The following is a 26,972-nucleotide window of genomic DNA, read 5'->3' as shown; positions in this document are numbered from 1 at the left end:
CTGCTAAACGACTGGTCAGCGTAGCGGCTTGTCGGTTAAATCTCCCTGCCCGGCAGGGTTGGCGGATTATGGCGCTGCTGGCATGGAATTTGTAACCGGTCCGGTGGCATGAAGATCGGTATTCTGTGCACCGGCCGGGCGCCGGCCAGTTTGCGATCGCTCCATGGCGATTATGGCTCCATGTTTCGCCGGCTGCTGGCGGGTAATGGCCTTGAGCTGCAGGAATGGGACGTGGAAAACCGGCACTTTCCGACCACTGTCCATGCCGCCGATGGCTGGCTGATCACCGGCTCCCGTCACGGTGTTTACGAAGATCACCCCTTCATCCCGCCACTGGAAGATTTTATTCTGGCCGCCCGCCAGGCTGACGTGGTGATGGTGGGAGTTTGCTTCGGCCACCAGGTGATGGCCCAGGCCCTGGGCGGCCGGGTGGATAAGTTTGCCGGCGGCTGGGCGGTTGGGCCGCAGCAGTACTCGTTTGCCGGAGAACGATTGACCCTCAACGCCTGGCACCAGGACCAGGTAACCGAGCCGCCGCCAGGGGCGCAATGTGTCGCCGGTAATGACTTTTGCCGCTACGCGGCCTTGGTCTATGGCCATTGGGGGTTCTCGGTCCAGCCGCATCCCGAGTTCTCCCGCTCGTTCATGCGGGAAATGCTGACCCGGCGTGGGCCGGAGCTGGTGCCCGGAGCCCGGCTGCGCACCGCCATCGCCCGACTGGACGCGCCGCTGGATCAACAACGGCTCGCTGGCTTGATGATAAGATTTTTCCGCCGCCGGCATCTCTGCCTGGGTGGCATCCTTCAGGCAGTGCCGACACCCGAGGTAAGCAGGCGGTGACGGATGGTTTCCGGGCTGAGAATGATCAGCAGTTGCTTGCTGTGTTGATTAACGATCAATAACAGAGTTCATGACGCGTGCCTGGATCTCCAAGGCCAGGGTGAGCATACCGCCTATCTGCTCCATGGTCGGGGGGCTGATGGAGTAACTCTCCAGGTCGCAGATATCCTGAAATCCATCCAGCCCCTTGAGCTCTTCGCCAAGCCCCGCCAGTTCGCCGGGCAGAAACTCGTCAATGGCCGCCACCAGATCGTGCATGGTGTGGTTGTACGGCAGCTTGCCGCTTTTCATGAGCAAGGCCATGATCAGTTTTTCAATGGCCATGGCCACCAGGTTATAGAGAATCGCGGTGGTGAAGGCCTCTTTCCGCTGCGCGTAGGCATTGTTGGCCGTGGCCAGAAACTGATTGCCCTCCCGCAGAAAATCCTCCCACCCTTTGATGGGTTCGCTTCCCGGAGCGGGAAACCCGGCCAAGCTGGCAATCACCCCCTTGCGTGATTCCGACATAATGCTCCCTCCTTGCGTAGCAGCCGGTTGCGAAATCGCTCCAGCGGCACAGGGATGCGCCGCCTGATTTCTAAGGTTCAGTCACTGAATTCGATGCGGAGGGAATCCTCCCCCTCCGGAACCAGGGTGTAACGCCCCCCTCGGGTAAGTTGCATCGCGTGGTCGAGCGCGCTCTCCTGCAGGCGAGCTATATCGCCTTGCACCACGGCCTCGTCCGCCTCCCTGTTCACGTGGACCGTAATTTCCCTCTCGTTGTCGGTGAACTGGAGTAAAAAGGAGTTGTGCTCCAGGAAGATCAGATCATCATAGACATAGGAGATACCCATCCCCGCCGCCTCGACGATGGTTTTGACTACCCCCAAGGGTTTGAGAGCCATTATGAATTCCCCCCATGTTTGTCCAAAATCTTCTCCTCGGATTATAAATCCTCAGACTTGCTCAGTGTATAAGTGTCCCGCCATCTGGCGCCGCAGGTCGCGCAGAACATGGCAACCTGCATCTGACCGGGGCCTGTCTTTTCCGCTGGCGCACTCGCCTTAATCGCCGTGGAACCGCATTTAGGGCACTGAGTTCCCCCTGACTCGAGATAGGATCGAAAGGTCATCTGCTTGCCACCCTATGCCGTGATCAGGTACTTGGCCGGGGGCTCGCCATCCTCAAGCCCGTCCAGAATCGCGTCGATCGCCTCTTCGCTGTCCACCCCCTTGAACCACCAGTTCTCCGGTTGGATCACCATGATCGGCCCCGATTCGCATTGCTTGAGGCAGGTGGTGGCACTGATCAGGCAGTCAAGCCCCCGGTCGAGCACCTCTTCTTCGATGTATTGCAGAAACCCTTCGGTCTGCTTGTGGCAAATGCCCTTCTTGTCGCCGGCAACCCGGAAACTCTGGCAAACGATGATCTGACGCGTTGGTATGGCCATTTCCTTTGTCTCCTGCGTTATGTTTTGAATACACTATTTCCTGCACTTACCTTTCTTGCCGCCGCCGTACAGCAGATCCACCGTGCCTTCGGCATTGTTCTTCAGCCTCCTTTTTTATACCCACCAGATCATCCGTTTGGCGGGATTGCCGATCAGATCGAAAGAATCGCCGGCCTCCCGCAGGACTTCGTTGAATTCATCGATGGTGAAATCGTAGCCTTCGCCGTTGGCGGCGGCCACGAAGTCTTCCATGTTTTTGATGGCATCGTAGCGGGCCCGCATTTTGAGGTCTTCGCCGCCGGCAATGAGAAAATCTTCCGCGTTTTTCTTGGCCATGATCTTGCTCCTGGCATTAGTGGTGGACAGATTGGCAATCTGTCCCTGTTTATTGTTGCTTGTTAATTCTTGCCTTAACCTTGATGCTTCTCCTCTCTTTGGCTGTAGGTGCCAATGGAGCGGATGCCGGCCCAGTCATAATAGGCGTTCAAAACCTGCATGTCGTCGCCATCCTGGGTGATGCGAACGAACTCCTCACCGAGAAAGATCACGGCCTTTTCATAGACCTTGCCTTCGTTGATCTGCAGGGAAACCCCCTTGCGCAACTTGCGTGACATGGTGCCATGCAGCGGCATCGAGGCGTACTCGAAAATTTTTTCCCAGTTTTTTTTCATGGTCTCACTCCTTGTTTTTGTTGATGGCTAAAAGCTGCCTGAAATTACCGTTAGCCCTTAGAGGACCAATTCAAACTGGCTTTCCGAATCATCGCGGTCCTTGCGGTCCATCAGCTCCCCGAGGATCTTTTCCAGCAGGCGCAAGCCCCCCTTGTAACCCACGGTGGGGAAGTACTGATGGCCCTGGCGATCCAGGATGGGGAAGCCCCAGCGGACAAAGGGCAGATCCTCGTCGCGGGCGATATATTTGCCGTAGGTGTTGCCGATCAGCAGGTCCACCGGCTCCTGCTTGATCCACTGGTGGAGCAGGAACATGTCGCCCCTGGCCTTGACGTTGACCGGACGGCCCATCTCATTGGTGATCTCCTTGATCCGTTTTTCAAACTTCTTGCCCGGCGTGCCGGTGACAATGTGGATCGGCTCCATATCCAAAGAGACCAGAAAGTCGGTCATGGCGATGAGCTGGTCCGGGTCGCCGAAGATGGCCACCTTTTTCTTATAAAGGTACTGGTGCATGTCGGTGATCAGATCCACCAACTGGCCCCGTTCCAAGGCGACCTCATCGGAGACTGTGACCCCGGCCACGGTGCGCAGGGCGTCGATGAAGCGGTCGGTGGCCTTGAGCCCGAAGGGCATATCGAGAACCTGGCAGGGCACCTTGTGCGCCTTGTCCAGGTAGCGGGCGGCCTCACCGGAACACCAATCGCCCAGGGCCAAGGTGGCATTGGCATCGCCGGTGGCCTTCAATTCGGCCACCGTGGTGCCACCGTCAGGGAACATCTTGTACTCGCCGGAAAGCGGGCCGTTGAGTACCCCGGAGGTGTCGGGAAAAACGATGCTCTTGACCCCCACCAGGCCGGCCAGCCGCTTGATCTCTTCCATGTCCGCCGGCTCCACCCAACCGGGGATGATGTTGACCTTGCCGTTCTTTTTGCCGGTGGACTCGGCCATCCCGGCCATGGAAGTCACCATGCTGCTGAACCCGGTGACGTGGGAACCGGCATAGCTGGGGGTGGAGGCGCTGATGACGTACTTGCCGTCGGGAACCTTGCCCTCCAACTGGGCCTTCTTCTTGATCTGGGGCAGATCATCACCGATGGTCTCGGAGAGACAGGTGGTGTGGACGGCGATGACCTCCGGGTTGTAAACGGTGAAGATGTTGTTAATGGCCTGGAGCATATTGGCCGAACCACCGAACACCGAGGCCCCTTCGGTAAAGGAACTGGTGGAGGCGGATACCGGCTCCTTGTAATGCCGGGTCAGGGTACTGCGATGATAGGCGCAGCACCCCTGGGAGCCATGGCTGTGGGGCAGGCAGCCGTGAATCCCCAAGGCCGCGTACATCGCCCCGATGGGCTGGCAAGTCTTGGCCGGGTTAATGGTCAGGGCCTTGCGCTCCGTGATCTCTACAGGGGTATGTCGTAGTAGCATTGCTTTATCCTCAAAAATACGTGGTTGGCGGCTGGTGGAGAGAGATTTAACATCAGTCCCCTTGGGTTAAGCTCGCGGTAATCGTCCAGCAGTGCCGCAGATTTGGTCTTGCAGCCCGGTGCCGCGTACTCCAGTACGCAAGCTGGGCTGATCGCCCGAAGGTGTGGTGCTGCTGGACGATTACTAATAGTTGTAAGAAGCGGAGAGCTGGGGGTTCCGCTGCCAGGGGGCCTGCAAATAGCCCCAGACTTTGGAATTCACCAGCCGGTCGATCTCGTGGTAGAAGTTGACCGCGCCTTTGAAGCCGGCGTAAGGACCGCCGGAATCGTAGCTGTGGAGCTGCTTCATGGGCACCCCCAGCTTCTGAATGGAGAATTTCTCCTTGATCCCGGCGCAGAAGATATCCGGCTTCAGCAACTCCACCAGCTTTTCGGCCTCGTACTGGTTGAGGTCGTCGATGATCATCGTCCCCTTATCCATATCCGGCATCAGCCCGTCGTAATGCTTGAAGCTGTAGCCCGCCTTTTCGAGAGCCGCGATCTCCTTGGCGCTCTTGCGAGGCTGGTAGCGGGTGGGGTCGGCTTCCACCTCGATCTCCTCGATGTTACGGCTGTCGGCATCCACCTTGATCTCGGGGATCACCCGGCGGCCCTCGTAATCGTCCCGGTGTCCGAACTCGTAACCGGCCGAGATGGTCTGCATCCCCATCTCGTTGAACAACTCCTTGTAGTGGTGAGCCCGCGAGCCGCCGACAAACATCATGGCGGTCTTGCCATCGGTGCGGGGGAGAACCTCGGCGGCGGCGGCCTCCACCGCCGGCATCTCCTCGGCGATCACCTCCTCCACCCGGGCGATCAGCTCCTTATCGCCGAAGTACTCGGCGATCTTACGCAGCGACTTGGCGGTGGCCTCGGCGCCGATAAAGTTGACCTTGATCCAGGGAATACCGAACCTGGTCTCCAGCATGTCGGCCACGTAGTTGATGGAACGGTGGCACATTACCGCGTTAAGATCGGCGGTATGGGCCGAGGCGAACTGATCGTAGGTCGAGTTGCCGGAGAAGGTGGAGATACAGGTGATCCCGCACTTGTCGAAAATCCGGTCGATCTCGAAACCATCGCCGCCGATGTTGTATTCCCCCAGCAAATTGATCTTGAATTTGCCGGGCTTGACCTCATCGTTTTCCCCCACGATATGGCGGAAAACCTGGTTGTTGGCGATATGGTGGCCGGCGGACTGGCTGACCCCCTTGTAGCCTTCACAGGAGAAAGCGTAGACGTTGCAATCGCCGAGCTTCTTCTTCATGTTGGCAGCCACGGTGTGAATATCATCACCGATCAGACCCACCGGGCAGGTGGCGAAGATCGCAATCGACTTGGGATGAAACAGATCGTAGGCCTCCTGAATAGCCGCCGCCAGCTTCTTCTCGCCGCCGAAAATGATGTCCTGCTCCTGCATGTCGGTGGAGAAGCAGTAGGTCATGTAGTTTTCGCCGTCCGGGCCGGCGTCGGTCTGGTTGCGCCGGGTCAGCCAGGCGTAAAAGCTGCACCCGATGGGGCCATGGACCAGGTTGACGATATCCCGGGTCGGCCCCATGATCACCCCCTTGCAGCCGGCATAGGTACAGCCGCGCATGGTGATAATGCCGGGGATGGTCCGGACGTTGGCGGTGATTTCCGGAGTTTCGTTCTCCAGGGCCTCATTAATCATTATCTGCTTGGCGCGCTTGCGGGCGACCTTGGGCGGATATTGCTTCAACAACTCCGCTTTAACCTCGGCCGGATCCCAGGAAGCCGCTTTACTGCTGGTTGCTGTTGCCATTTTGCTAACTCCCGTTATTCCTGATGGTTAAAAGATTGTTTGCTTATGTCCCGCGCGTGTTCGGCGCGTGTTCGGGGACAGATTTAAAATCTGTCCCCTGGAGTGGCAGCCTGATCGCCGCACGGCGGGGTGCTGCCGGGCCGTCACGATATGGCCTTCTGCCCGGTTTCTCCGGTGCGTACCCGGATGGCATCACTGATGGGCAGGACGAAAATCTTGCCATCACCGGGCTTGCCGGTCTTGTTGACGTTGATGATGGTGTCCACCGCACATTTCACCATGCCGTCGTCCACCACGGCGGTGAGCACCCGTTTGGGATAGAGCTTGCCCTTTTCGCCCAGAATGGCGGCGGCCTCCTCGTAACCCTGCTCCACCCCTTCAAGGATCATGGGGTTGACAAAACCCTTGCCCCGGCCCTGGGCCTCGTGGGCGAAGAAGGCGTCCAGGCCGCAGTCGGTTAGGGCTTGCTTGGTCTGGTTCATCATGTTGATCCGGACAATGGCGATGATCTCTTTCATGCCTCCACCTCCTCCGCCGCCGGCTCCTTAATGCCCGAGCTGATGGTATAAGCTTCTTCCACCGGGGTGACGAAGATCTTGCCGTCGCCGAAGGCCCCCTTGCCCTTGCTGCGGGCGGTATCCATGATGGCCTGGATCACGAAATCCTTGTCCGTGTCTTTGACCACGCTCATCAGCATCACCTTGGGCAATTCATCGTAGGTGACATCACCGATCTTGATCCCCCGCTGCTTACCTCGTCCGGCCACGGCATACTTGGTCACGGCGGGAAAACCGGCGTCCATCAGGGCCGCCAGCACCGCATCCGATTTTTCCGGCCGCACAATCGCACGAATCATATACATCATTGTTATCTCTCCCAAAGGTTCCCGGCCCGGCGCCAATGCCCGACCGATTTATTTCATTAATTTGCTGCTTTCCTTAGGCTTCCATCAGGCCGTAGTCCATGAGCAGTTTTTCCAGCTCCTCGATTTCAAGCGGGGTGGGAATGACCATATTCTTGTTCTCGTCGATGGCTTTGGCCAGGCCCCGGTAGGCGTCGGCCTGCTCGACTTCCGGTTTCCATTCGATTACGGTCTTGCGGTTGATCTCCGCCCTTTGCACATCGTTGTGCCGGGGGACGAAGTAGATCATCTTGGTGCCCAGTTTCCTGGCAAGCTCCTCGATCATATCGGCCTCGTTGTCCACCGCCCGGGAGTTGCAGATCAGGCCGCCCAGGCGCACGCCACCGGACTGGGCGAACTTGGTGATCCCCTTGCAGATGTTGTTGGCGGCGTACATGGCCATCATCTCGCCGGAAACCACGATGTAGATTTCTTCGGCCTTGCCGTCGCGGATGGGCATGGCGAAACCGCCGCAGACCACGTCTCCGAGAACATCATAGAAGGCATAATCCAAGCCCTCGCTCTCCTCGTAGGCCCCCAAAGACTCCAGCATATTGATGGAGGTGATGATCCCCCGGCCAGCGCAACCCACCCCCGGCTCGGGGCCGCCGGACTCCACGCACCAGGAATCGCCGTAACCCTTCTTGCGGATATCATCGAGCTCGACATCCTCGCCCTCCTCCCGCAGGGTGTCCAGTACCGATTTCTGGGACAGACCGCCCAGCAGCAGCCGGGTGGAGTCCGCCTTGGGATCGCAGCCCACCACCATTACTTTGCGGCCGAACTCCGCCAAACCGGCCACCGTGTTCTGGGTGGTGGTGGATTTGCCGATTCCGCCCTTGCCGTAAATTGCTATCTTGCGCATCTTCTGGCCTCCTGCTTCTGTTTGGGTTGTTTTTTGTCAACATGGAACGGCCGCCATGACCGCCAGTTGCTTTGCTTCAGTTGCATTGCTGTAAAGGCAAGGGTTGTGCCAAAGCTTCACATTGACGGAACAAAAGTTTTATCTTGTTGATGTGGGGAGGATGTTATGGAGGAATGATTTCTTGCGCCGGGGCTGAGAGTTTGATCCTTAGGGGTTGGGCCCACCATTTTGTCTGGTGCTCAACAAAATGGTGGCTGTATCGACATTTCCTAAAATGTAAGTCCGGGTGTGCTGTTTTTCGCTGTCATGACAATTTTGTGTAAAAGTGAGGCAAGGTTACATGGTCCGCCTGCCCGCGTGGGTTCGGCGTCGATTTTTATCATGGTTTAACTTTTTGTTTAAACGATGTTTGTGGTGGTGCGGGAGGTTTTTGGGGCAAATTGGTACGTTTCTTGAAGTTACGAGAGAACGATCGGAAAATTACCGGCGCGGTAGTTCAGGAGATCGTCGGGGTTGGTAAGTGGTTACCACCCCCGGCGGTTTAAACGACGTTTGCATGGTCGTAATGGTTGTTTTGTTAACCCGGAAGGTGAAACGTGTCGTCCACTAATATCGAGCATTTGGAACTGCAGGCCCTCTACCAGATCAGCCAGTTGGTGGGCTCGGCCATGGATATCGCCAAAACCCTGGGGGAAACCCTGCGGGTGCTGCATGAAACCCTGCGCATGGAGCGGGCCACCCTGGTGCTGCAGGACCACGACAGCGGCCGGTTGTCCATCGTCGCTTCCTACGGCCTGAACGAGCAGGAAATCCGGCGCGGCGTTTACCGGCCGGAAGAAGGGGTGATCGGTCGAATTTTCCAGAGTGGCCATCCCTTCGTGGTGCCGGATATCGACGCCGAGCCGTTGTTTCTCAACCGTACCGGCGCTCGGGCCAAGCTGCCCAAGGGCGGTATCTCTTTTATCGGGGTGCCGGTGGTGGCGGAGGAACAACCGGTGGGGGTGCTGTCGGTGGATCGTTTGTTCGGGGCGGAGATATCGTTTGAGGAAGATATCCGTTTTCTTACCGTGGTGGCCACCCTGGTCGGCCAGTTTCTCAAGCTGCACCGGGCGCTGAGCGTCAGCCAGCAGAGTCTGCGGGAGGAAAACTGGCAGTTGAAAGAGGAGTTGCGGGGCCGTTTTAACCGCTACAATATCATCGGCCAGTGCAAGCGTATCCAGGAAGTTTATCATTATATCGGCAAGGTGGCCCCCAGCCGGGCCACCGCCCTTTTGCTGGGGGAATCCGGCACCGGCAAAGAACTGGTGGCCCGGGCCATCCACGAAGCCGGACCTCGCCGCGATTGTCCCTTTATCAAACTCAACTGTGCCGCCCTGCCGGAAAACCTGCTTGAAAGCGAGTTGCTGGGCCATGAAAAAGGGGCCTTCACCGGGGCTGTTGAACGTAAGAAAGGGCGTTTTGAGCTGGCCGACGGCGGTACTCTTTTTTTGGACGAAGTGGGGGAGTTGCCGCTGGCCCTGCAGGCCAAGTTGTTGCGGGTCCTGCAGGAGCAGACGTTCGAGCGGCTGGGCGGGATCCAAACCATCCGAGTCGATGTCCGAATCATTGCCGCCACCAACCGCAGCCTGGACCAGTGCGTGGCCCGGGGCACCTTCCGGGACGATCTTTACTACCGCCTGAATGTGGTGCCGGTGGTGTTGCCCCCGCTGCGGGAACGTCGGGAGGATATCCCGCTGCTGCTGGACTTTTTTCTGGCCCGGAGCAACAAGGAAAATCAGCGCCGGGCGAGCCTGAGCGGCCCGGTGGTGCGCCGGCTCGTCGAATATTCCTGGCCCGGCAACGTGCGGGAATTACAGAACCTGGTTGAACGGCTGGTGATCATGAACGACGACGACAGTATCAAGCTGGATGATCTGCCAGCCTACATCGATGACGAAGCAGGGGAGGGAATGGCGGAGCCGGCTCCGGTCGGAGAAAGCCGGGCGGCAGCCGGGTTCAATTCGTCCCCGGCCGCCGATGGCGGTTTAACGGCCTCATCGCCCGCCCCTTCATCGCTACAGGAAATGGAAAAACAGCAACTGCTGGTCGCCCTCCAGCGCCACGGCTGGGTCCAGGCCAGGGCGGCTCGCCAACTGGGCCTGACCCCCCGCCAGATCGGCTACCGGATCAAAAAACTGGGTATTGTCGTCCCCGATCTCTACTGAGTCCTGCGTCCCGCCTTCCGATCGTTCCGCCCTTCCTGTTGTCGCCTACGGGCTGGGGATACTCTTTTTCGCCGAGCAGCCCCACCCTGCTTTGAGGCCGCCATCTCATGGCTTGCCAAGATCGGCCTGTGGCTACTACAATGGCCTTTATGATTACTCGATTTTTGCCATGGAAATTTCTGGTCAAGTGGGCCGCCCGGCGCTACGGTTTCATCGACCCCCTGAACATCATCGCCCGGGCGCGCAGTTTCGCCCAGCCCTCCGAGGTGCAGGAGCCCATCGAGCTGCTCCGGGCCGGCATTATCTTTCATGCCCGGGGGCTGATCAACGCTCGGGCGATCCAGTACAACCTGGACTGGGTATGGCCGTACTGGGCGGAAAGGCAGTTCAACCCCGATGATCTGTCCTTTATTCCCCGGGCGTTTTCCTTCTCCCACGTCAATTTAACCCACCGCAACTGGACCGCCGTGGGGCTGCCGGATGTTCCGGCCTATCCCATTGTCGATCCCCAGGGGATGTTTACCCCTTTATACGACGGCTGGTCCATCGACTGCTGGATCATCGACGAGCACGGCAACGGCTTTTTCCCCTCCCGCCAGGCCGATGCCGAGCAGTTTCTGGCCGATGACCCGCGGCTTACTGTCCGGACCCGCCTTGCCGAAGGCGGCTTCCGGCTCGATTCGGCGGCCTCCATGCGGTGCGAGGACGGCAAGTACTATGCCTGCCTGGAGGTCGAGGCGGAAGCGGCCACCAACGCCTGGCTGGTGGTGGCCGTGCGGCCGTATAATCCGGAAGGGGTGCAGTTCATTGAAAATATCAAGTTTGTGAAAAGCCCGTCGCCGGGCTGGCAGGTTAACCGGCGGAACCGAATCCATCTTGACCGGGAGCCGGAAAAGGTCCTCTTTTCAAAGTACCATGAAGGCGACGTGATCGATAAATGGGACCAGCCGGAAGATGACCTGCAAGTCCACTGCGGCGTCGGCCTGGCCACCTCCGCTGCGTTTTTCCCTATCTCCGGGGGCAGCGGTAAAATACGTATTTTAACCGATCTGGAGCGGGATATACCTGCCGGTTGTCCCGCCCCCCAATCGGGTGATGGTTCGTGGGAGCATCACCTGCAAGGCGCCGCCCGGCTGCGGGGAGTGGACAGTCGTACCCAGAAGCTCTACGACACCGCCCTGCAGACCCTTATACTGCTGTCGGCCGGGGAAGTGGTTCCCGGACCCTATACTTACTTCCGCTTCTGGTTCCGGGATGCCTGCCTGATGATCAACAGCCTGCTGGCGGTCAACCTGGTCGACCGGGCCCACCAGCGCCTGGACGTCTTTCCCGGACGCCAGAAATTCAGCGGCTATTTCCAGAGCCAGCAGGGTGAATGGGACTCCAACGGCCAGGTGCTCTGGATCATGGAGCGCTATCTCGACCTCAGCGGCCACAGCCCTTCACCGGGGTGGCTGAAGGCCATTGACAAAGGGGCCAAGTGGATCGAGAACAAACGGGTGCGCCGGAAGCAAGGACTGCCCCACGAAGGGCTGCTGCCGGCGGGATTCTCAGCCGAGCATCTGGGGCCCAACGACTATTATTACTGGGATGACTTCTGGGGCCTGGCCGGTTTGCAGGCCGCGTCCAGGATTATGGGCCGTTACGGCTCGGCGGCCCCGGCCGATCGGTTCAGCCAATATGCCAGGGACTTCGAGCAGGTGATTTTCGCCACCATCGACAACATTCCGCCCTCCCGGAGCCGGGGCTGTATCCCCGCGTCTCCATATCGCCGGATGGATGCCGGTGCGGTGGGATCACTGGTAGCGGATTACCCGCTGCAACTGCTGCCGCCCGATGATGAACGGATCACCAGCACCGTTGAGTACATGATGAACCATTGCTTCCACCGGGGGGCGTTTTTCCAGGATATGATCCATTCCGGCATCAACGCCTACCTCACCCTGGATATCGCCCAGAGCCTGTTGCGCCGTGGCGACCCGCGCTACCGCCAGCTGCTGGAAACGGTCATGGAACTGGCCTCGCCCACGGGCCAGTGGCCCGAGGCGATCCATCCCTTCACCGGTGGTGGCTGCATGGGCGATGGTCAGCATGGCTGGGCCGCCTCGGAGTTTCTGATGTTGATCCGCAACCTCTTTGTCCGAGAGGAAGCGGGGAAACTGATCATCGGCTCCGGAATCTTTCCCGAGTGGCTGGAAAACCCTGAGGGGATCTTCTTCGGGCCTACGCCCACGGTGTTCGGCCCGCTATCGGTGACCATCAAAAAAACCGTCGCCGGGATTGCCGTTATTATTGATAATACCTGGCGAACCGTCCCTCCGCGGATAGAGGTCCGGATTCCCGGTCGCGACCCCGGTGTTTTTGCCGATACTTCCCCGGCCCGGCTGGAAATGGAGATTTGACTGCCATGAATATCTGCATGTTTACCAATACCTATCTGCCCCATGTGGGCGGGGTGGCCAGGTCGGTTTCCTGCTTTGCACAGGACCTGCGGCGGCTGGGCCATCAGGTGCTGGTCATCGCCCCGACTTTTCCCGACCAACCCGAGGATGAAGACCCGGCTCTGGTCCTCCGGGTGCCGGCCATCCAGAATTTTAACGGCAGCGATTTTTCCGCCTCGATTCCGGCCCCTTGGCTGATCAATAAGAGGGTCGATGAATTCGCCCCCGATGTCATTCACAGCCATCACCCCTATCTGCTGGGTGACGCCGCCATGCGGGCGGGCCGGCACCGTGATCTGCCCGTCATTTTCACCCATCATACGCGCTATGAGGAGTACGCCCATTATGTGCTGTCGTCTGAAACCATGCAAAATTTCGTCATCAATCTGGCCACTGCTTATGCCAATGGCTGTAGCCGGGTCATCGCCCCCAGCGACAGTATTGCCGAACTGATCAAGGAACGGGGGGTGAAGGTGCCGGTGGAGGTAATACCCACCGGCGTCGACGTTCAGCGGTATCAACAGGGTGATGGCGGTCGTTTTCGGCAAAAAGCGGGTATTGCCGGCGACGTTGAGCTCATCGGCCACGTGGGGCGGCTGGCGCCGGAAAAAAATCTGGATTTTCTGGCCTCGGCGGTCAAGATTCATCTTCAGCAAAACCCCGGGGCAAAATTTCTGGTGGTGGGCGACGGCCCCGGCGCCACGGAACTCAAGGAATCGTTTGCCCGGGATGACCTGAGCGACCAGCTGATCATGGCCGGCAAAAAAACCGGCGATGACCTGGTCGATGCCTACTGCGCCATGGACATCTTTGTCTTTTCGTCGCACTCGGAAACCCAGGGGCTGGTGGTGGCCGAGGCCATGGCCGCTGGCTGCCCGGTGATCGCGCTTGATGCCTCCGGCGTTAGAGAGGTGGTGGAAGACAACCGCAACGGCCGGCTGCTGCCGGCTGCCGCCAGCACCGAGGATTTTGCCAAAGCCCTGTCGGACTATTTCGCCGCCGGCGAACTCGCTACCCGGTGGCGCCAGAGCGCCCAAGCCACGGCCGGGGAGTTTGATCGGTTGAAAGCGGCGCAAAAATTGTTAGATCTTTATCAACGCGCCCAGCAGCAACAGCTTGAAAACGCCCAGGAACATCACAGCTTCTTCAAGGGCTGGGAACATCTTCTGGAGGGGGTCAAGACCGAATGGGACATGCTTTCCAGCAAGGTCGGCGCCATCGCGGATACTTTCGGCCCCGATGACAACGATCACCGGCAATAAGATATGACTGAGAGATTCTACTGGCGCCTGTTTCTTGGCTTTGCCGCCGGCGCTGTTATGTTGCTGCTTGTACTGCTGGTATATTTTGGTGAGCCGGCGGAATGGGTGGATTTTTTCGTGGACCGCCAGGTTCGGCCGTGGCTGTTTGTCGTTCTGATGTTGTTGTTGCCGCTGATGGGATTTCCCCTAACGGTATTTTTGCTGGCGGCGGGCATCAAGTTTGGATTTCTGGAAGGGTTCGCCATAACCGCCGTGATCATCGGGGTGCATCTGGTTATCACTTATCTGCTGACCAATTCGCTGCTGCGTCCTTATATCTGGAAACTGCTGGCCCGCACCCGTTATGATTTGCCGGAGATCAGCGCTCGGCACCGGCTGGTTTTTTCCCTGGTCTTCATGGCGGTGCCGGCGTTGCCTTACACCGTGAAGAACTTTTCCCTGGCCCTGCTCAATGTCCCGTTGCGCATTTATCTGCCCGTGGCCTGGGGGGCCAACCTGCTGCTTGCCATCCCGTTTATCGGCATCGGCTACTCGGTTATAGCCAATCCCGCCCTGTTGTGGATATTCGTTGTCCTGCTGGGCGGCGGCTACTTTCTCGTCGCCAAACTGTGGCAAAAATACGGGGCGAAAAAGGATCCTCCGACGGCGGGCGGCGATGACGGATGCAGCCACCGTTAAGACTGTGAAACCAGCGGGTCGGGGGTGTCCACGCACAGGGAGATCTTGTCCAGGATGGTCGAGATCTGCTCCAGTTCCTCTTCGATCTTGGCCATGTTGCCGTCGCCGTCCTGCCAGCACTGGGAGATGATCCGGGCACCGGCGCTGATGCGCAGGGCGGCGGTTTTTTTGCCCGGTATTTCGGTGGGCTGGCCGATATGGCAGCATTTGGCGGCCAGTTCCTTTTCCGCCGCCGGAATCCCCGGTTCGTCCCCGATGTCGCAGTTGAGCTTTTCATACAGGGTGCGGGCCTCTTCCGGGGTCAGGTAGCTGCCGTCGTGGTGGCGCACCAGGAAGGGAAAGATGGTGCGCCGAATGGAGAGTTCGTCGCCCAACATGTCGGTTCTGGCAAAGCAGGGGTGCGATGGCTCGACCAGGAGTTCCAGCAGCGGATGGGCGGTAATGCGGCCCATGACCTCTTCGCAGAAGCGCCCCAGGCCCTGCAGCCGCTGTTCTTTGGGAACCAGGTAGTAGCGCCGGGCCTCTTCCAGGGCCGCCTGCCAGCGCAGGTACATGCCGGTGTTGGGTGGGTGCTGGGCTTCGGGCAGGCACTCCTGCCAGCTTCCCAGGTCGGCATGGGGAATGTAGTCCGCCAGGCCACGGGGCAATGAGTGGCGGGGGCAGTCCAGGCGCTGGGTGAAGCTTTGGGGAAAGACGGCCACCCCGCTGAAGGTCGGGCCGGTGAAAAACTTAGAGCCGGTCAGCAGCAGGATATCGCCCTTTTCGAGATGATCACGCAGGTCTTCGGCGTCCAGCCGCAACTGGCAGGCATCGACAATGACCTGGACCGCCTCGCCGAAATGACGGCGGATACGGTTCAGCATGGGGGGCGAGGGCGCCCAACTACCCATCCGGGACTGGTCCATGGCATGCAGGATCACCCGCCGGCCCGCCTCCACTGTTTCGCTGACCGCCTGCCAGATCATGGCGTCGACATGATCCAGGGTATGCAGCTCACCATCTTCACCCCGGAAGGGAACACCGAGAAAGGCCACCTCCGGCATGCCCTCCAGCCGCCCGCCCTTTTCCGCCTCCACTCCCAGACAGGTGGTCTCGTCGAAATGCCGACCGGTGACCGCCAGTTCGGTGCCGCTGCCGGTTTCATCTGAACCGCAGACGATACTGGTCCACTGTTCATCCGGCTTGGTGGCCACAATGGCGGCCACTGCCTGCATCTGGGAGTCGGTTCCTGACGGCGAGAGGTGCAGGTCCGCCTCCAGGTCGTGGAAGCCGAAGGTGGTGGCGATGGTATCGGCCAGTTCCTGGCTGTAGCGGCGCAGGGGGGCCAGGGAGCCGGCCAGAGCGCAGTCGTGCAGCAGGCGCTGGCGGCACTGTTCCGCTTCGGCATAAGCCTGGGAGGAAACCGAGGTGGCGGTGGAAGCGGAAAAGGTGATCGCTTCGTCCCGGGGGTAGGGCAGGGAGCCGTAACGGTTAAAGCCGGTTTCCTGGTCCAGTTCCAGGCGGGTGTCGCCGCCCTCGGCCAGGTACCAGCGGGTGGTTTTCATCAGCGGCTTGAGGGTGGTGTCGAACAGCCGGCCCAGTTTCAGCACGGCGTCCAGCAGGTCGTTTAACTGCTTGGCTTCGGTGCGGTGGTTGACGATGGCCACCCGGATCGCCGCTCGGCCGTTGAGGGTAGTGCTGGAGGGGGCGGCCAGCCCACGCAGGTGCAGTTGGGTGACGATTGCCCGGTTGAGAGCATCGCCGATGCTGGGGTCATCGGCCCGGTAACGGAAGCATACGATATTCAGGCTGACCGGGGCCAGCCGCTCCAGTTGCGGTTCGGCGTCGATCCGCTGGGCCAGTTCGTCAGCCAGGCGGCAGTGTTTGCGGACCACCGCGGCCAGCCGCTCGGTGCCCAGCCCCTGGAAGGTAAACCAAACCTTGAGGGCCAGAAAACTCCGGGACAGCTCGGGGCCGAATTCGCAGAACCAGGGGGCGCCGCCGGCCAACCCCAGGGTTGCCGGGGCCAGGTATTCCTTGCGCTCGGAAAAGGTGGCCTGGTGCAGATCGCCGTCTCTGACCAGCAGGCCGCCCACCGAATAGGGCACCTGGAACCATTTGTGAAAATCAAAGGCCACCGAGTCGGCTCGGCTGATGCCGGCCAGGGCCTCCTGGTATTCCTCCAGCAGAATTGCGGTGCCACCGAAGGCGGCATCAATGTGCAGCCACAGTTGTTCCCGGGTGCAGATCTCCTGGATGGCGACCAGGTCGTCGATGGCGCCGGTGTTGACCGTGCCCGCCGTGGCAATCGCACAAAAAGGAGTCAGACCGTTTTGGCGGTCGGTGCGGATCTGCTCAGCCAGCGCCTCGGTATCCATGGTGAAATCATCGTTCACCGGCACCGCACGCAGGTGTTCACCGCCCAGGCCCAGCAACTGAAAGGCCTTCAGCACCGAGTTGTGGCTTTGCTCCGAGGCGTAGCCGACCAGCGGCGCAGTCATGCTCGTTAGCCCTTTGGCTTTCACCTCATCACCTGCCGCCCGCTGCCGGGCCACCGCCAGGGCCAGCAGGGTGGCCATGGCGGTGCCGGTGGTCAGAATCCCCGAGGAAGAAGCCGGAAAATTGAAGAGCTGGCGGCACCACTGCAGCACCTGCCGTTCAACATAAACCGCTACGTGGTCGCGGCCGCCCAGGTTGCTGTTCATCAGGGCGGCGCACATCTCGCCCAAAGCCCCATACAGGTTGCCGCCGCCATGCACCCAGCCGAAGAAGCCGGGGTGGGTGTTGCCGTTGCTGTAGGGCAGCATCCGGTCGCGAAACAGCCCGACCAGTTCGGCTACGGGCCGGCCGGTGCGCGGCACCGGGGTGCGGAAAGAGTCTTTCACCTCTTCGGGGCAGGGGCGCCATACAGGCCCCTGGTCCAGGGTTTGGTAATGCTCAAAGCCGGCCTGCATGGCCTGCTGCCAGGCGGCTTCCAGTTCCGCCCAACTGTCGGGATCAAGATTGTCGGTCATGGTCTAAGTCCCCGGCTTGCGGCGGCCGGATCGCAAATCGAGCCGGCGCCCAAACGGTTGGCTGCCATTTTTAAGATGTTGCGGCTCAAGGTGGGGTTGCCGGTTTGTTGCCTGAGCCTGGTGAAGGGCAGGCGGAAAAGCCTGTCCGTCGGAAATCATACTCAGTGTTGCCCGGCTTGTAAACAGGGAGGGTGGAACTTTTGCGGCTGAAAGGCGGTGCTGACACCGGAGGCGGGGTCAGATTTCTTCGATACGGTTGCGGAACCAGCGGATCAGGGAGTCTTTCTTTTCGCCGATGTCGATTTCGTAGATGTCGCGGGGGAAGAGCAGGTCGGCCACCCCGGAATCGAAGATGCGCTTGACCTCGTATTCGTCGTGGGAAACGCCCCTCTGGTAGATGTAGTTGAGGAAAGAGCGATTGGTGTGTACGATGAACTCCACCCGCATGCCGCCCATACGGGCGAAAAACTTGTACATGGCGGTCCCGCCGGAACTGCCCGGGGTGCTGCTGCGGTATTCGCCGCCGGCTAAAGTGTCGCTGAGGTCTTCCAGGGTCATCAGCGATCCGGCCCGGCCGGCGCTGGCGGTGAGGTGCTGCTGGAAGATCTTGACCTCAGCGGGGGAGTCCGCCACCGCCATCAGCCCCAGCTCATCGTCCACCGCCACCGCCGGATTTTCTTCCCCTTTGCGTAGCAGTTTCAGTACTTTGGCCTCGGGCGGTTTTTTACGGATACTGACGTACACCGGAACTTCCCGGCCCCGCCAGGGAAAGCAGCGGCGCTTGATCATGGTGATTTTTTCACCCGGCCCCGGCTGCTCCGGCAGCTCGTGGCGGCGCTTGACCGTTACTTCCTCGCAGGCAAAGCTTTCAGGATGGTGGCGGCTGTGCAGGTAAACGATTTCCAGTTCGCCGATCTTGGTTTTGCGGCTCCACACCTGATCGTTGAGAAAATCCAAAAAGCGCAGGAATTTCTGTTCCACTTCGGTTTCCCGTTCCCGCTGGTCGATGGCCCCGGCCAGGCTCATCAGGATCAGCTTGCGCTTGGCCTCGAAACGGGCCTTGCGGTGATAGCGGTCGTCGAAGAGGATCAGCAGCAGATCGACGGGGCTGCGGGTGGAGTCGATCTCGTTGGTCATTTCGATATATGAGGCGTAATTGGCCAGCACTCGGCCCCGCAGGTAGTTGATCACCCCGTCGGCGATCCGGGAGTAGGAGTGGATGCTGGCGGTTATCTCCCGCTCACTGCCGTTCAGCCCGAACATGTTGCCCAGCAGCTGGTAGGCCCGTTTTTCCACCGCCCGGCGGCGGGGGGGATCGGTGAGCAGATCGGGGATTTCAGCAAAAGAGCGGATCTGCAGCAGCTCGAAAAGCTGGTTGCGGGTCACCCGGTACTTGCTGAGCAGGCCGCGCCGCTGCAATTCGGTAAAACGGCGCCGGGAGGAGCCGGCCAGCAGGCGCTCCTCCCGGACGCTTTCTTCCACCCGAAACGGTCCCTCCTGATCAAGCAGGGCAAAGATGTTTCTGCTTCGGTCCATTTAAAGGTCTCATTTAAAAAGTCATGCTAAGGGACAGGCCGCCGTAAACAAAGTTGGCCTTATCGTGCTCGATGGCCTCGTCGTTGGCGGCTTCCAACTCGTCCTTGGCGTCGCTGCTCAAGGCGAAGGAGTAGGCGACCACCGGGGCAACGGTGAAGTACTCGCCGACCAGGTAGGGCAGGGCGACGGAAATTACCCCGTCATGCAGGGCGTCATAGTCGCTGGTGTAAACATAGCCGGCCTGGGCGCCTAAATCCAGCGAAAGGTTGTCGGCCAACGGGATGCTGTGACCGATGGCCAGGCTGACGTACCAGCCGGGAGCGCCGTCGATGTCCCGGTAAACGGTCAGGCTGGGGGCCAGCAGGGTATCATAGCCAGCGGCCAGATACACTTCCTGGGTGTCGTCCTCGCCGCCCAGGCCGTAGTAAATATAGCCGGCGCTGAGGTCCACGGGGCCGATGGTGTGGTCGTAGGCCAGGGTCAGGTCAGTTTCGTTCCAGACACTGGTGTCGACACCGTAAAGGTCGGTGTCCAGGTTGCCCCAGAGATTAACCGAAAAACCTTGCCAGCCGACGGTCATGGAGGGCTGGATGATCAGGCTGTCCCGGCTGAAGGCGTAACCCCGCCAGATGTACTGGCTGTATGTGTCCACCGCCAACTCGGCCCAGGGCTCTTCTTCCTGGGCCATGGCGCCGGTGGCGGTGACGGCCAGCAGGCCGCATCCCAATAGTCCGCCGGTGATTCCCTGCAGATAACGTTTTGCTTTCATTTTGCTGCTCCTGTGTTGAAGGTTAAATGCCATGACCTCGCCAGTGAGGTCCTTTCCTGGGGGGAGTGCTTTACAGGAACCGTGCCAATGGTTTTAAGGGCTGAAAAACGATTTTGTTTTAATGTGTTAGTTGGGAGGAGTGAGGCCTGTGCCCGGGGCGGTTAGTTACATTTTTGTTATTAAGCGATTGCCACCTGTAGCTGGTTGCACATAATTGTTGTTTTTTCTTGCCGACGCCAGTCGGCCGTTGGCCGCTCCCCTCCCTCTGCGGATTTTTGCCGGGGAAGCTTGCGTCGATTTGTTGCATGGGGTAGGAAGGTTTGAGGGTCGTTGCCCAAGGGCGATGGCGCAATCCTGCCAAAGGAGAGGATAGTGATGATAAAAAGATCTCGGGGCATGTTTTTGCTGGCTGGAGTGGCGGCAGTCGGGCTGCTGCTGCCCGGTAACGGGGTGGTGGCCGAGCCGTTGCCGGTCGCGGCTCAGGTTTTGGCGGCGGAGGCTGAGCAGGCCGACGCCGTCGAAGGGCTCTTGGAGCAGCCGCTCTTGGCAGAATGGCGGCTGGCTTTGGACGAGCCCGCCCCGGCGGCGACCGCGACCGGCAGAGCAGGCGGCATGAGCCGAGGATTTAAGATCGGCGCGATGGTTACCGGTGGGGTGGTGGTTACCAGTGCGGCGGTGGTTGCTTTGGCGGGCAGTGGTGACAGCGGCGACAGTAAAAATGGTAACGGTGATCCGCCCGCTAATGGCGATATCCCGGATGATTCGGATGATAATGAGCAACCTTTGCTTCCCTGGTACCAACAGCAGGCGATAAAGCAGCCGGACGCTGGGCTGGCGGCGGAGATCAGGGCGAGCGACGATTATCTTTTCATTAACAAATGGTGGAGGGATAACTATGGGGGGGGGATGCCCCGGATCAACCCTTACGATCTCATGGGCCTGTCTTACGCCCACGCCGCCGGTTACCGCGGCGAGGGGATCATTATCGGCCTGTTGGATGATACCTTTCAGCTTGATCATCCGATGCTGAAAGATCAGGTGGCCGGAGTGGTCGGTAACTTACCGGAGGTCACTGCCAGTTCCGATCACGGTACCCATGTAGCCGGCCTGGCGGGGGGCCACAGTGACACCATGATCGGGGTGGCGCCGGAGGCTCAGCTTTACTTGGCCTCATTTAGAAACTCCACCCCGACTGGCTGGGGAGAAAAATTTCAAGCTGCCCAGGCCGCCGGGGCCCGGGTTCACAGCAACAGCTGGGGCTGGGACAATAAGGCCCTGCTTGACACCAGGCTGGTGCGGGAACTGATCGACGACCCGGAAGCGGCCCTGGCAAGCTGGGAGGACACGGTTTTTGAGGAGTGGCGGCAAGGAGTCGTCAAATATGCCGAGGATGAAAACTTCGAGGTAACCGATTATGCCAATAATCCAGGCCTGGCGTTGGAGGCGTACTTCAGGATTCTTTATAACAGCAACAGCCCCGAGTCGGGTTGGGACGCCTTTGCCGAGGCCATGCATAATTTTCAGACCCAGGGTAACGGGGTAATTTTGTGGGCTCTGGAAAACTACCGTGTGCAAGCGCCCGACGGAGCGTTTATTGCCGACGCCTCTGCCGCCTTCCCTGAAATTTACCAGCAACTGCAGGGGGCCTGGTTGACGGTCGCCAATGTTAATGTGGGTCCTTGGGGTGACAGTGATGAAGATTTGGCAATTCTGTTCTCTTCCGGCTGCCATCAGACGGCCAGTTATTGCCTCTCCCATAACGGCAGCTATGTAAATTCGGCCGTCCCTTTTGGTGACTATGAAGAAAAAACCGGCACCTCCATGGCCACCCCCCAGGTGGCCGGCGCGGTGGCCATTCTGGCCGAGGCCTTTCCCGGCCACAGCGGCGAACAGTTGGTCAACCGGCTGCTGGCCACCGCCAGCAACTTCGATGACTGGCAAGCGGTGGAACGGCGGGGCAATCGTTGGTACGGCACCCTGACCCTGCCCGACGGCAACACTCAGGAGGTGGAGTTTATGGTCTGGCCGGTTGAGGCCGCCCAGGCGTCTCCCCTGGACCCCGGAGAAATCGGGGTGGTGGACTTCGGCAACGGCATTACCCATGCCTATTCGGAGCTGCTGGGCCACGGCTTTGTCAACCTGCGGGCGGCCCTGCAGCCGGTGGGCGAGGTGGCGGTGCCGATGGGCCAGCAACTGGCCACCGTCCGGCGGCTGGAACTGCCGGCCAGCCGGGTTTTGCTGGGGCCGGCCTTTGGCGACGGCCTGGCCGCCGGGCTGGCCGGCCGCAGCGTGGCGGTGCTGGACGGCCTGGACGGCGCCTTCCCGGTACCCCTGGAGTATTTTGTGCAGCCCGCCGAGCCAGGTAGCGACCTTGGCGCCCTGCTGGCCGACTTCGGCCGACCGCCGACCATGAGCCAAATGCAGTGGGGGCGTAACGGCCGGCTGGGAGCCGCCCTGCGGCCGGCGGATGAAAAGCGGTTGCCGACGCCGTCGGGCTGGGCGGATCTGGCCGGCCAGGAAGATCGGCACCAGGTGTTGGCGGAACTGAGCTTCCGCCAGCAGATCGGTCACCGCTCGGCGCTGCGTTTCGACTACAACCGCAACCCCGCCCTGGCTTTTGGCTTGCCGGCCGGCGGTACCCTCCAGCCGGAGTGGATGATCAGTCGGCAGGCCTTTGTCAACCCGCTGCTGAGCATGGCTGAACGGAGTGAAAGCCTGGGGGCTGATTTGGCGTTGCGCCGCTGGGCAACCTTGCGCCTGGGGGCCTTCCAGGGTGACCGGCAACAGCAATGGCAGCCGGATGAGTTGAGCCCCCGGGAAGATTATCAGCGGGCCCGGCTCCGGGGCGCGGCCGCCGAACTGGCCCTGGGCTTTGGTTCGGCGGCCCTGCCCGCCGCCGGTTTGGCTATGCAGGCTGCCCTGCTGCAAGAGGAGAACACTCTGCTGGGCAGCCACAGCGGCGGCGCCTTCGAGCTTGCCGACGGTGCTTCGAGTTACACCGTGGGACTGGCCGGTGAGCTGGCCCTGGGGCAATGGCCGACCGGTGCCGACTGGCGGCTGGTGGCCAGCGCCCATGCCGCCTTTTCGCGGCCGGAAACGGCATCCTCGTCGCTCTTTACCGGGGTGTCAACCATTGCCAGCCGGGCTTTCAGTGTGGGGCTGCTGGCCCGCCATCTGGCCATCCCGGCCGATCACTGGGGGCTGGTGCTGCATCAACCCCTGCGGGTGGTTGACGGCCAGGCCGAACTGAACCTGCCGGTGGGGCACGATGGCACGGCGCTGAGGCACGATACGGTCAGGGTTGACCTCCGGCCCACCGGTCGGGAAACCCGGCTGGAAATGTTCTACGGCCTGCCCCTGGCGCCGGGGGCCAATCTGCGCGGCAGTCTGATGCTGCGTCGGCAGCCCGGCCATGTTCGCGAGGCGCCGGCGGAAGGGGTCGCCCTGCTGCGGATCACCGTCAGTTTTTAGCCGATGGTCTGTTTGATTGCCAGGTTTTCGGGGTTGACAGACGGAGTTGCGATTGATACAAAGTGGTAAAATAATGCAGGCTGGGTATAGGCGGGGTGTCATGCGATGTGTCATGGCGCCCCGTTTTTTACCAGTGTCGACAAACGCGTAACAACGCCTATGTACCGACTGGAGGACGAACATGAAGAAGAAGGAAACGATGAAATGGATGGGGGGTTTGGTCTTTGCCGTCTTGGCGCTGGGTCTGGCCGGCTGCAGCAGCGGTAGCAGCGGTAGCAGCGGCGGCGGTAACGGCGATAACGACGAAACGGTGGCGGGCGATGAGCCCAATGGAACTCCCAGTGAAATCTATACGTTGAGTGAAGAAGAGCAGGCTTTTGCCGCCGCCTTGGCCGGGCCAGGCGTTATGGATATGGCCAGTGATTTTGCCGCCGCCGCCGCCGCGCCGCCGGAAAATCCTTCCGCCCAGAACGGCGATGACGCCGCCGATACCCTGAGCATAACCACCCGCGTCACCTCGGATGGCAACGTGCCGGTGCTGTTTGAGTGCCCCCACCCTGATTCCGAGGGCTTCATCGGCGATGGCGATATCCGCTTTGATGAGGGTAATCTGATTGTCATCAGCGAAATGCCTTTCCCGGCCATTTTCAGCAACGCCAATTCATTGCCGGCCGGCCAGCATGACAATGCTGCCGCGGCGGATTACGCCCATGATATCCTGCTGCGGGCCGACTGTGAGGTCAGTGCCGAAGAGTACGATCTGGGCCTGCTTTTAACCGGCGGCATGGATGCGGCCCAGCTTGATAACATCAACGGCACGGCCGGCCGGGCGGTGGCGGCAATAATTGGTGACTTCACCGGGACCGGGGTGGCCGACACTCCGGACCCCAGTGAAGATATGGAGTACTCCATCTCCTATGACTTGGGTGGAGAAGCCCAGACTCTGACTTCTTTGTATCGTGGCGAACTGTACGCCTGTACCGGCTGTGTCGGCGGGAATCTCGCTGACTTCACCGGTAATCCGGCCCTCGACGGTACCTCCCAGAGCTTCCTGGAAATGAGCCTCCAGTTGCCCGGAGGCGTCGAGTTTGAATTCCAGGTCGGCGAAGACCTGGATAATCCCTTTACCATGCAGGCCGCCGCCACCGGGACTTCCGGGCAGGCGACAGTAACCATGGATGGCCGCCTGGCTTACCTGGAACCGCCGACCGGCTGCGGCTTCGACGTGACCTACGAGACGGTGCAGCCGCTGCTGATCGACGGCTACGACCAGGACAACGCCGAAACCGTCGGCGGTGAATTGAACGTAACCATTAACGAAACCGGCAACATCTACACGGTGGTGTTCCTCAACGGCCAGAGCACGGTCTACGACCCCGCCGGCAACGAAGTAACCCCGGATCCCGACGCGGCAGCTCAGGAATGCGACTTTCTGGCGGAGGAGATTTAAGAAGCGGCACACCGGTACAGTTCTCAGCTTTGAACCTGATCCGGCCTGGCTGGCTTTGAGCCAGGCCGGATAAATCTTCCGCCAGGACATTCAGATTACCGTCTTCCGAAGTGAGAATGGAGACGTGGCGGTTTTTTTTAACGTGGTGCCCATCAGCAATAGCTATACCAAGGCGCCTTCTGAATCAATATTACCTATTAGACATTCCCCTCTCATCGCGGCATGCTTACCGCATTATTCCTGAACATCAAGATGAGGTAAGCGAAAATGTCAGAGCTCAACTGTCGGGGGTTGGCCTGCCCGGCCCCGGTGACGCAGGTTCGCGACCTGCTGGCGCAGGGGAAACCACCGACCATTGCGGTGATGGTGGACAACGAGGCGGCCAAAGAAAACGTCAGCCGTTTTCTGGTCTACCAGGGCTATCAGGTGACGGTGGAGAAGGCCGGCGACGGTTTCCGGGTGATCGGCACCGGTGGCGATGAAACCTGCGAGATCATGGACGAAGGGGAACTGGCGGCGGCCGCCGGCGACGGTCGCAAGATCCTGGTGATGATCGCCACTGATCGCATGGGGCACGGCGACGACAATCTGGGTGATGGGCTGATGTTCAACTTTTTAAAAACCCTTAAGGAGATGGGCCCGGAACTATGGCGCCTGGTCTTTATCAACGCCGGAGTCAAGCTGACCGTGGCCGGGGCAGAGACCTTGGTCCCCCTGCGGGAGTTGGCCGGCGGCGGGGTCTCCATCCTGGTCTGCGGCACCTGCCTTAATCATTTCAACTTGCTCGACCAAAAACAGGTGGGCGAGACCACCAATATGCTGGATATCGTCACCTCCCTGCAGTTGGCCGATAAGGTCATCAATATCTGAGCGGTATAAGTCATTCCAGCCTGGGGGCGGATTCAGCGCCAGTTGCCCTGGGGTTCTGGCGCGGCCTTGATCCGGGCCAACTGCTCGGCAAGATCACGCAATTCCCGTTGCCAGTAGTCGCGGGTGCCGAAATCCGGGGCCACCCGGCTCAACCCCTCCTCGGCCACCTGATAGGCGCACCAGGCCATGTAATGGATGTAACGCATGGCCCGCAGCGGTTCAATCAGGCGGAGAGTGCGCCGATCGAAATCCCGGAAGGTCTCGTAGCCCTCCAGGAAAAGTTCGATTTCGGGCCTGCTGTCTTCCCGGTAACCGGGCAGCAGCATCCAGAAATCCTGCACCGGCGGCCCCAGAGCCATATCGTCAAAATCAATGAGATAGAAGGATACGCCGGGTCGGTAGATGAGGTTCGAGAAGTGGCAGTCGCCGTGGATGCGGATCATCTCGATGCCGGCGAAAAGGGGGCTGATGGCGGCAATCAGCTCGGCGGTCAGTTCGGCGAATTGGGGGGCCAGGTCGTCCGGCATGAACTTGCCGGCCAGGAGATAATCCGTTTGCTGGCGGGTGGAGTGGTCCGGGGCCATGACAATGCGGCCGGCAGGAATCCGGCCGGCTCCCACCGCGTGGATGCGGCCGAGCAGGCGACCTATTTCCAGCCACTGCTCATTGCTGAACTCATCCCAACTGCGGCCTCCGCACTTGGGAAAGACCGCGAAAAAGGTCCCTTGATGCTCACCCAAGCTGCTCCCTTCCGCCAGCCGCAGGGGGGCAATGACCGGAATTTCCCGGTCGGCCAGCTCCAGTAGAAAATCATGTTCGTCGACCAGCGCATCGCGGCTCCAGCGACCGGGCCGATAGAATTTGACCACCAGCCCGTCTCCGTCCTCGGCCTCCAGTTCATAAACCCGGTTGATGTAGCTGGCCAGGGGCCGGCAGAGATTGGTGCAGCGAATACCCATGGCCTTTTCCACCAGATCAAGCACCACATCCGGGGTCAGGCAGTGAAAGGCGGAGTGCGCCTGCGAAACGACCATGCGGTTCATTGTCCCCCGATACCAGGTGTGCTTCCACGGCGGAAAACCCGCCGGGCGCAGCCGATAACGGACGTCAACGCCGCTTGCAACTCTTGAGACGATATCTGTTTTGGCATTATTCGAGGATTATGGCACGATTCACCAAAACGAGCTACTCAAAACTTTTATCTGGCGCAATTCAACCCCTGAACTGTCGTGATAGTTTTTAACTTTTATCGCCTTCATGTTTCGCCCTTTCGGTCCCCGAGGCAGGATCATCACCGATAAACAGATTAATGCCCTGTGCGACCGGGAAGGGGTCTGGTG

22 protein-coding genes are annotated in these 26,972 nt (G+C 60.1%); 8 read left to right on the top strand and 14 right to left on the bottom strand.

Annotated features, from left to right (window positions below; genetic code table 11):
* The first annotated feature begins 108 nt into the window (after positions 1-108).
* Positions 109-840 carry a type 1 glutamine amidotransferase gene (locus P0N66_RS03920; protein WP_275802688.1) on the top strand — a complete coding sequence of 244 codons (732 nt, stop codon included), beginning with the start codon at positions 109-111 and terminating at the stop codon, positions 838-840.
* A gap of 48 nt (positions 841-888) precedes the next feature.
* Here P0N66_RS03920 and P0N66_RS03915 read toward each other — a convergent pair whose 3' ends face one another.
* The 10 genes from P0N66_RS03915 to nifH all read right to left on the bottom strand — a co-directional run bounded on the left by P0N66_RS03915 (position 889) and on the right by nifH (position 7,958).
* Positions 889-1,347 (bottom strand): hypothetical protein, encoded by a 459-nt coding sequence (locus tag P0N66_RS03915; protein WP_275802687.1) that lies wholly within the window; start codon positions 1,345-1,347, stop codon positions 889-891.
* Between the two features lie 77 nt (positions 1,348-1,424).
* The gene (locus P0N66_RS03910) at positions 1,425-1,724 is read right to left on the bottom strand and encodes a hypothetical protein (RefSeq protein ID WP_275802686.1); all 300 of its coding nucleotides are present in this window, start codon (positions 1,722-1,724) and stop codon (positions 1,425-1,427) included.
* Positions 1,725-1,963: 239 nt separating this feature from the next.
* Positions 1,964-2,269: a (2Fe-2S) ferredoxin domain-containing protein gene (locus tag P0N66_RS03905; protein WP_275802685.1), complete on the bottom strand. Its 306-nt coding sequence runs from the start codon at positions 2,267-2,269 to the stop codon at positions 1,964-1,966.
* Between the two features lie 114 nt (positions 2,270-2,383).
* Positions 2,384-2,605 carry a Nif11-like leader peptide family natural product precursor gene (locus tag P0N66_RS03900; protein WP_275802684.1) on the bottom strand — a complete coding sequence of 74 codons (222 nt, stop codon included), beginning with the start codon at positions 2,603-2,605 and terminating at the stop codon, positions 2,384-2,386.
* Between the two features lie 74 nt (positions 2,606-2,679).
* A complete protein-coding gene (locus tag P0N66_RS03895) occupies positions 2,680-2,940 on the bottom strand; it encodes a hypothetical protein (RefSeq protein ID WP_275802683.1) in 261 nt (86 codons plus the stop codon).
* Positions 2,941-2,997: 57 nt separating this feature from the next.
* Positions 2,998-4,371, bottom strand: coding sequence for a nitrogenase molybdenum-iron protein subunit beta (nifK, locus tag P0N66_RS03890; protein ID WP_275802682.1), 1,374 nt, complete (start codon positions 4,369-4,371; stop codon positions 2,998-3,000).
* 183 nt (positions 4,372-4,554) lie between these two features.
* Complete coding sequence (nifD, locus tag P0N66_RS03885; RefSeq protein WP_275802681.1) at positions 4,555-6,192, bottom strand: nitrogenase molybdenum-iron protein alpha chain; 1,638 nt, start codon at positions 6,190-6,192, stop codon at positions 4,555-4,557.
* Between the two features lie 143 nt (positions 6,193-6,335).
* A complete protein-coding gene (locus P0N66_RS03880; RefSeq protein WP_275802680.1) occupies positions 6,336-6,710 on the bottom strand; it encodes a P-II family nitrogen regulator in 375 nt (124 codons plus the stop codon).
* Positions 6,707-7,057, bottom strand: a complete 351-nt coding sequence (locus P0N66_RS03875) for a P-II family nitrogen regulator (RefSeq protein WP_275802679.1) — start codon at positions 7,055-7,057, stop codon at positions 6,707-6,709. The genes P0N66_RS03880 and P0N66_RS03875 overlap by 4 nt, the downstream gene beginning before the upstream one ends.
* Before the next feature lie 73 nt (positions 7,058-7,130).
* Complete coding sequence (gene nifH, locus P0N66_RS03870; protein WP_275802678.1) at positions 7,131-7,958, bottom strand: nitrogenase iron protein; 828 nt, start codon at positions 7,956-7,958, stop codon at positions 7,131-7,133.
* Between the two features lie 596 nt (positions 7,959-8,554).
* On the opposite strand from nifH, the gene nifA reads away from it, so the two are divergent.
* The 4 genes from nifA (at position 8,555) to P0N66_RS03850 (ending at position 14,543) form a co-directional block, all read left to right on the top strand.
* Complete coding sequence (gene nifA, locus P0N66_RS03865) at positions 8,555-10,162, top strand: nif-specific transcriptional activator NifA (protein WP_275802677.1); 1,608 nt, start codon at positions 8,555-8,557, stop codon at positions 10,160-10,162.
* 140 nt (positions 10,163-10,302) lie between these two features.
* On the top strand, positions 10,303-12,564 hold the full coding sequence (locus tag P0N66_RS03860; protein WP_275802676.1) for a glycoside hydrolase family 15 protein: 2,262 nt from the start codon (positions 10,303-10,305) through the stop codon (positions 12,562-12,564).
* A 5-nt stretch (positions 12,565-12,569) separates the two neighbouring features.
* Positions 12,570-13,865: a glycosyltransferase gene (locus P0N66_RS03855; protein WP_275802675.1), complete on the top strand. Its 1,296-nt coding sequence runs from the start codon at positions 12,570-12,572 to the stop codon at positions 13,863-13,865.
* Between the two features lie 3 nt (positions 13,866-13,868).
* Positions 13,869-14,543 (top strand): TVP38/TMEM64 family protein, encoded by a 675-nt coding sequence (locus tag P0N66_RS03850; protein WP_275802674.1) that lies wholly within the window; start codon positions 13,869-13,871, stop codon positions 14,541-14,543.
* Here P0N66_RS03850 and P0N66_RS03845 read toward each other — a convergent pair.
* The 3 genes from P0N66_RS03845 to P0N66_RS03835 all read right to left on the bottom strand — a co-directional run bounded on the left by P0N66_RS03845 (position 14,540) and on the right by P0N66_RS03835 (position 19,841).
* The gene (locus tag P0N66_RS03845; RefSeq protein WP_275802673.1) at positions 14,540-17,536 is read right to left on the bottom strand and encodes a pyridoxal phosphate-dependent decarboxylase family protein; all 2,997 of its coding nucleotides are present in this window, start codon (positions 17,534-17,536) and stop codon (positions 14,540-14,542) included. The genes P0N66_RS03850 and P0N66_RS03845 overlap by 4 nt on opposite strands.
* A 237-nt stretch (positions 17,537-17,773) precedes the next feature.
* The gene (locus P0N66_RS03840; RefSeq protein WP_275802672.1) at positions 17,774-19,072 is read right to left on the bottom strand and encodes a hypothetical protein; all 1,299 of its coding nucleotides are present in this window, start codon (positions 19,070-19,072) and stop codon (positions 17,774-17,776) included.
* A gap of 13 nt (positions 19,073-19,085) precedes the next feature.
* On the bottom strand, positions 19,086-19,841 hold the full coding sequence (locus tag P0N66_RS03835) for a hypothetical protein (RefSeq protein WP_275802671.1): 756 nt from the start codon (positions 19,839-19,841) through the stop codon (positions 19,086-19,088).
* Between the two features lie 375 nt (positions 19,842-20,216).
* Here P0N66_RS03835 and P0N66_RS03830 point away from each other — a divergent pair, with 375 nt between their 5' ends.
* The 3 genes from P0N66_RS03830 (at position 20,217) to yedF (ending at position 25,632) form a co-directional block, all read left to right on the top strand.
* A complete protein-coding gene (locus P0N66_RS03830; RefSeq protein ID WP_275802670.1) occupies positions 20,217-23,312 on the top strand; it encodes a S8 family serine peptidase in 3,096 nt (1,031 codons plus the stop codon).
* A 181-nt stretch (positions 23,313-23,493) separates the two neighbouring features.
* Entirely contained in the window at positions 23,494-24,762 is a 1,269-nt protein-coding gene (locus P0N66_RS03825) for a hypothetical protein (RefSeq protein WP_275802669.1), read from the top strand.
* A 267-nt stretch (positions 24,763-25,029) separates the two neighbouring features.
* On the top strand, positions 25,030-25,632 hold the full coding sequence (gene yedF / locus P0N66_RS03820; RefSeq protein WP_275802668.1) for a sulfurtransferase-like selenium metabolism protein YedF: 603 nt from the start codon (positions 25,030-25,032) through the stop codon (positions 25,630-25,632).
* Between the two features lie 32 nt (positions 25,633-25,664).
* Here yedF and P0N66_RS03815 read toward each other — a convergent pair whose 3' ends face one another.
* Entirely contained in the window at positions 25,665-26,666 is a 1,002-nt protein-coding gene (locus tag P0N66_RS03815; RefSeq protein WP_275802667.1) for a serine/threonine protein kinase, read from the bottom strand.
* Positions 26,667-26,972 lie beyond the last annotated feature (306 nt).

Origin of the sequence: Desulfurivibrio dismutans (assembly GCF_029210385.1) — a bacterium.
GTDB lineage: Bacteria > Desulfobacterota > Desulfobulbia > Desulfobulbales > Desulfurivibrionaceae > Desulfurivibrio > Desulfurivibrio dismutans.
Note: the sequence above shows the minus strand (reverse complement) of the source record. Positions and strands in the feature narration are given on the sequence as shown.

Bases quoted from the DNA above. Each gene is read 5' to 3' on its own strand.
- P0N66_RS03920 (WP_275802688.1), top strand. From the start codon at position 109: ATGAAGATCGGTATTCTGTGCACCGGCCGGGCGCCGGCCAGTTTGCGA.
- P0N66_RS03915 (WP_275802687.1), bottom strand. From the start codon at position 1,347: ATGTCGGAATCACGCAAGGGGGTGATTGCCAGCTTGGCCGGGTTTCCC.
- P0N66_RS03910 (WP_275802686.1), bottom strand. From the start codon at position 1,724: ATGGCTCTCAAACCCTTGGGGGTAGTCAAAACCATCGTCGAGGCGGCG.
- P0N66_RS03905 (WP_275802685.1), bottom strand. From the start codon at position 2,269: ATGGCCATACCAACGCGTCAGATCATCGTTTGCCAGAGTTTCCGGGTT.
- P0N66_RS03900 (WP_275802684.1), bottom strand. From the start codon at position 2,605: ATGGCCAAGAAAAACGCGGAAGATTTTCTCATTGCCGGCGGCGAAGAC.
- P0N66_RS03895 (WP_275802683.1), bottom strand. From the start codon at position 2,940: ATGAAAAAAAACTGGGAAAAAATTTTCGAGTACGCCTCGATGCCGCTG.
- nifK (WP_275802682.1), bottom strand. From the start codon at position 4,371: ATGCTACTACGACATACCCCTGTAGAGATCACGGAGCGCAAGGCCCTG.
- nifD (WP_275802681.1), bottom strand. From the start codon at position 6,192: ATGGCAACAGCAACCAGCAGTAAAGCGGCTTCCTGGGATCCGGCCGAG.
- P0N66_RS03880 (WP_275802680.1), bottom strand. From the start codon at position 6,710: ATGAAAGAGATCATCGCCATTGTCCGGATCAACATGATGAACCAGACC.
- P0N66_RS03875 (WP_275802679.1), bottom strand. From the start codon at position 7,057: ATGATGTATATGATTCGTGCGATTGTGCGGCCGGAAAAATCGGATGCG.
- nifH (WP_275802678.1), bottom strand. From the start codon at position 7,958: ATGCGCAAGATAGCAATTTACGGCAAGGGCGGAATCGGCAAATCCACC.
- P0N66_RS03860 (WP_275802676.1), top strand. From the start codon at position 10,303: ATGGCCTTTATGATTACTCGATTTTTGCCATGGAAATTTCTGGTCAAG.
- P0N66_RS03855 (WP_275802675.1), top strand. From the start codon at position 12,570: ATGAATATCTGCATGTTTACCAATACCTATCTGCCCCATGTGGGCGGG.
- P0N66_RS03850 (WP_275802674.1), top strand. From the start codon at position 13,869: ATGACTGAGAGATTCTACTGGCGCCTGTTTCTTGGCTTTGCCGCCGGC.
- P0N66_RS03845 (WP_275802673.1), bottom strand. From the start codon at position 17,536: ATGACCGACAATCTTGATCCCGACAGTTGGGCGGAACTGGAAGCCGCC.
- P0N66_RS03840 (WP_275802672.1), bottom strand. From the start codon at position 19,072: ATGGACCGAAGCAGAAACATCTTTGCCCTGCTTGATCAGGAGGGACCG.
- P0N66_RS03835 (WP_275802671.1), bottom strand. From the start codon at position 19,841: ATGAAAGCAAAACGTTATCTGCAGGGAATCACCGGCGGACTATTGGGA.
- P0N66_RS03830 (WP_275802670.1), top strand. From the start codon at position 20,217: ATGATAAAAAGATCTCGGGGCATGTTTTTGCTGGCTGGAGTGGCGGCA.
- P0N66_RS03825 (WP_275802669.1), top strand. From the start codon at position 23,494: ATGAAGAAGAAGGAAACGATGAAATGGATGGGGGGTTTGGTCTTTGCC.
- yedF (WP_275802668.1), top strand. From the start codon at position 25,030: ATGTCAGAGCTCAACTGTCGGGGGTTGGCCTGCCCGGCCCCGGTGACG.
- P0N66_RS03815 (WP_275802667.1), bottom strand. From the start codon at position 26,666: ATGGTCGTTTCGCAGGCGCACTCCGCCTTTCACTGCCTGACCCCGGAT.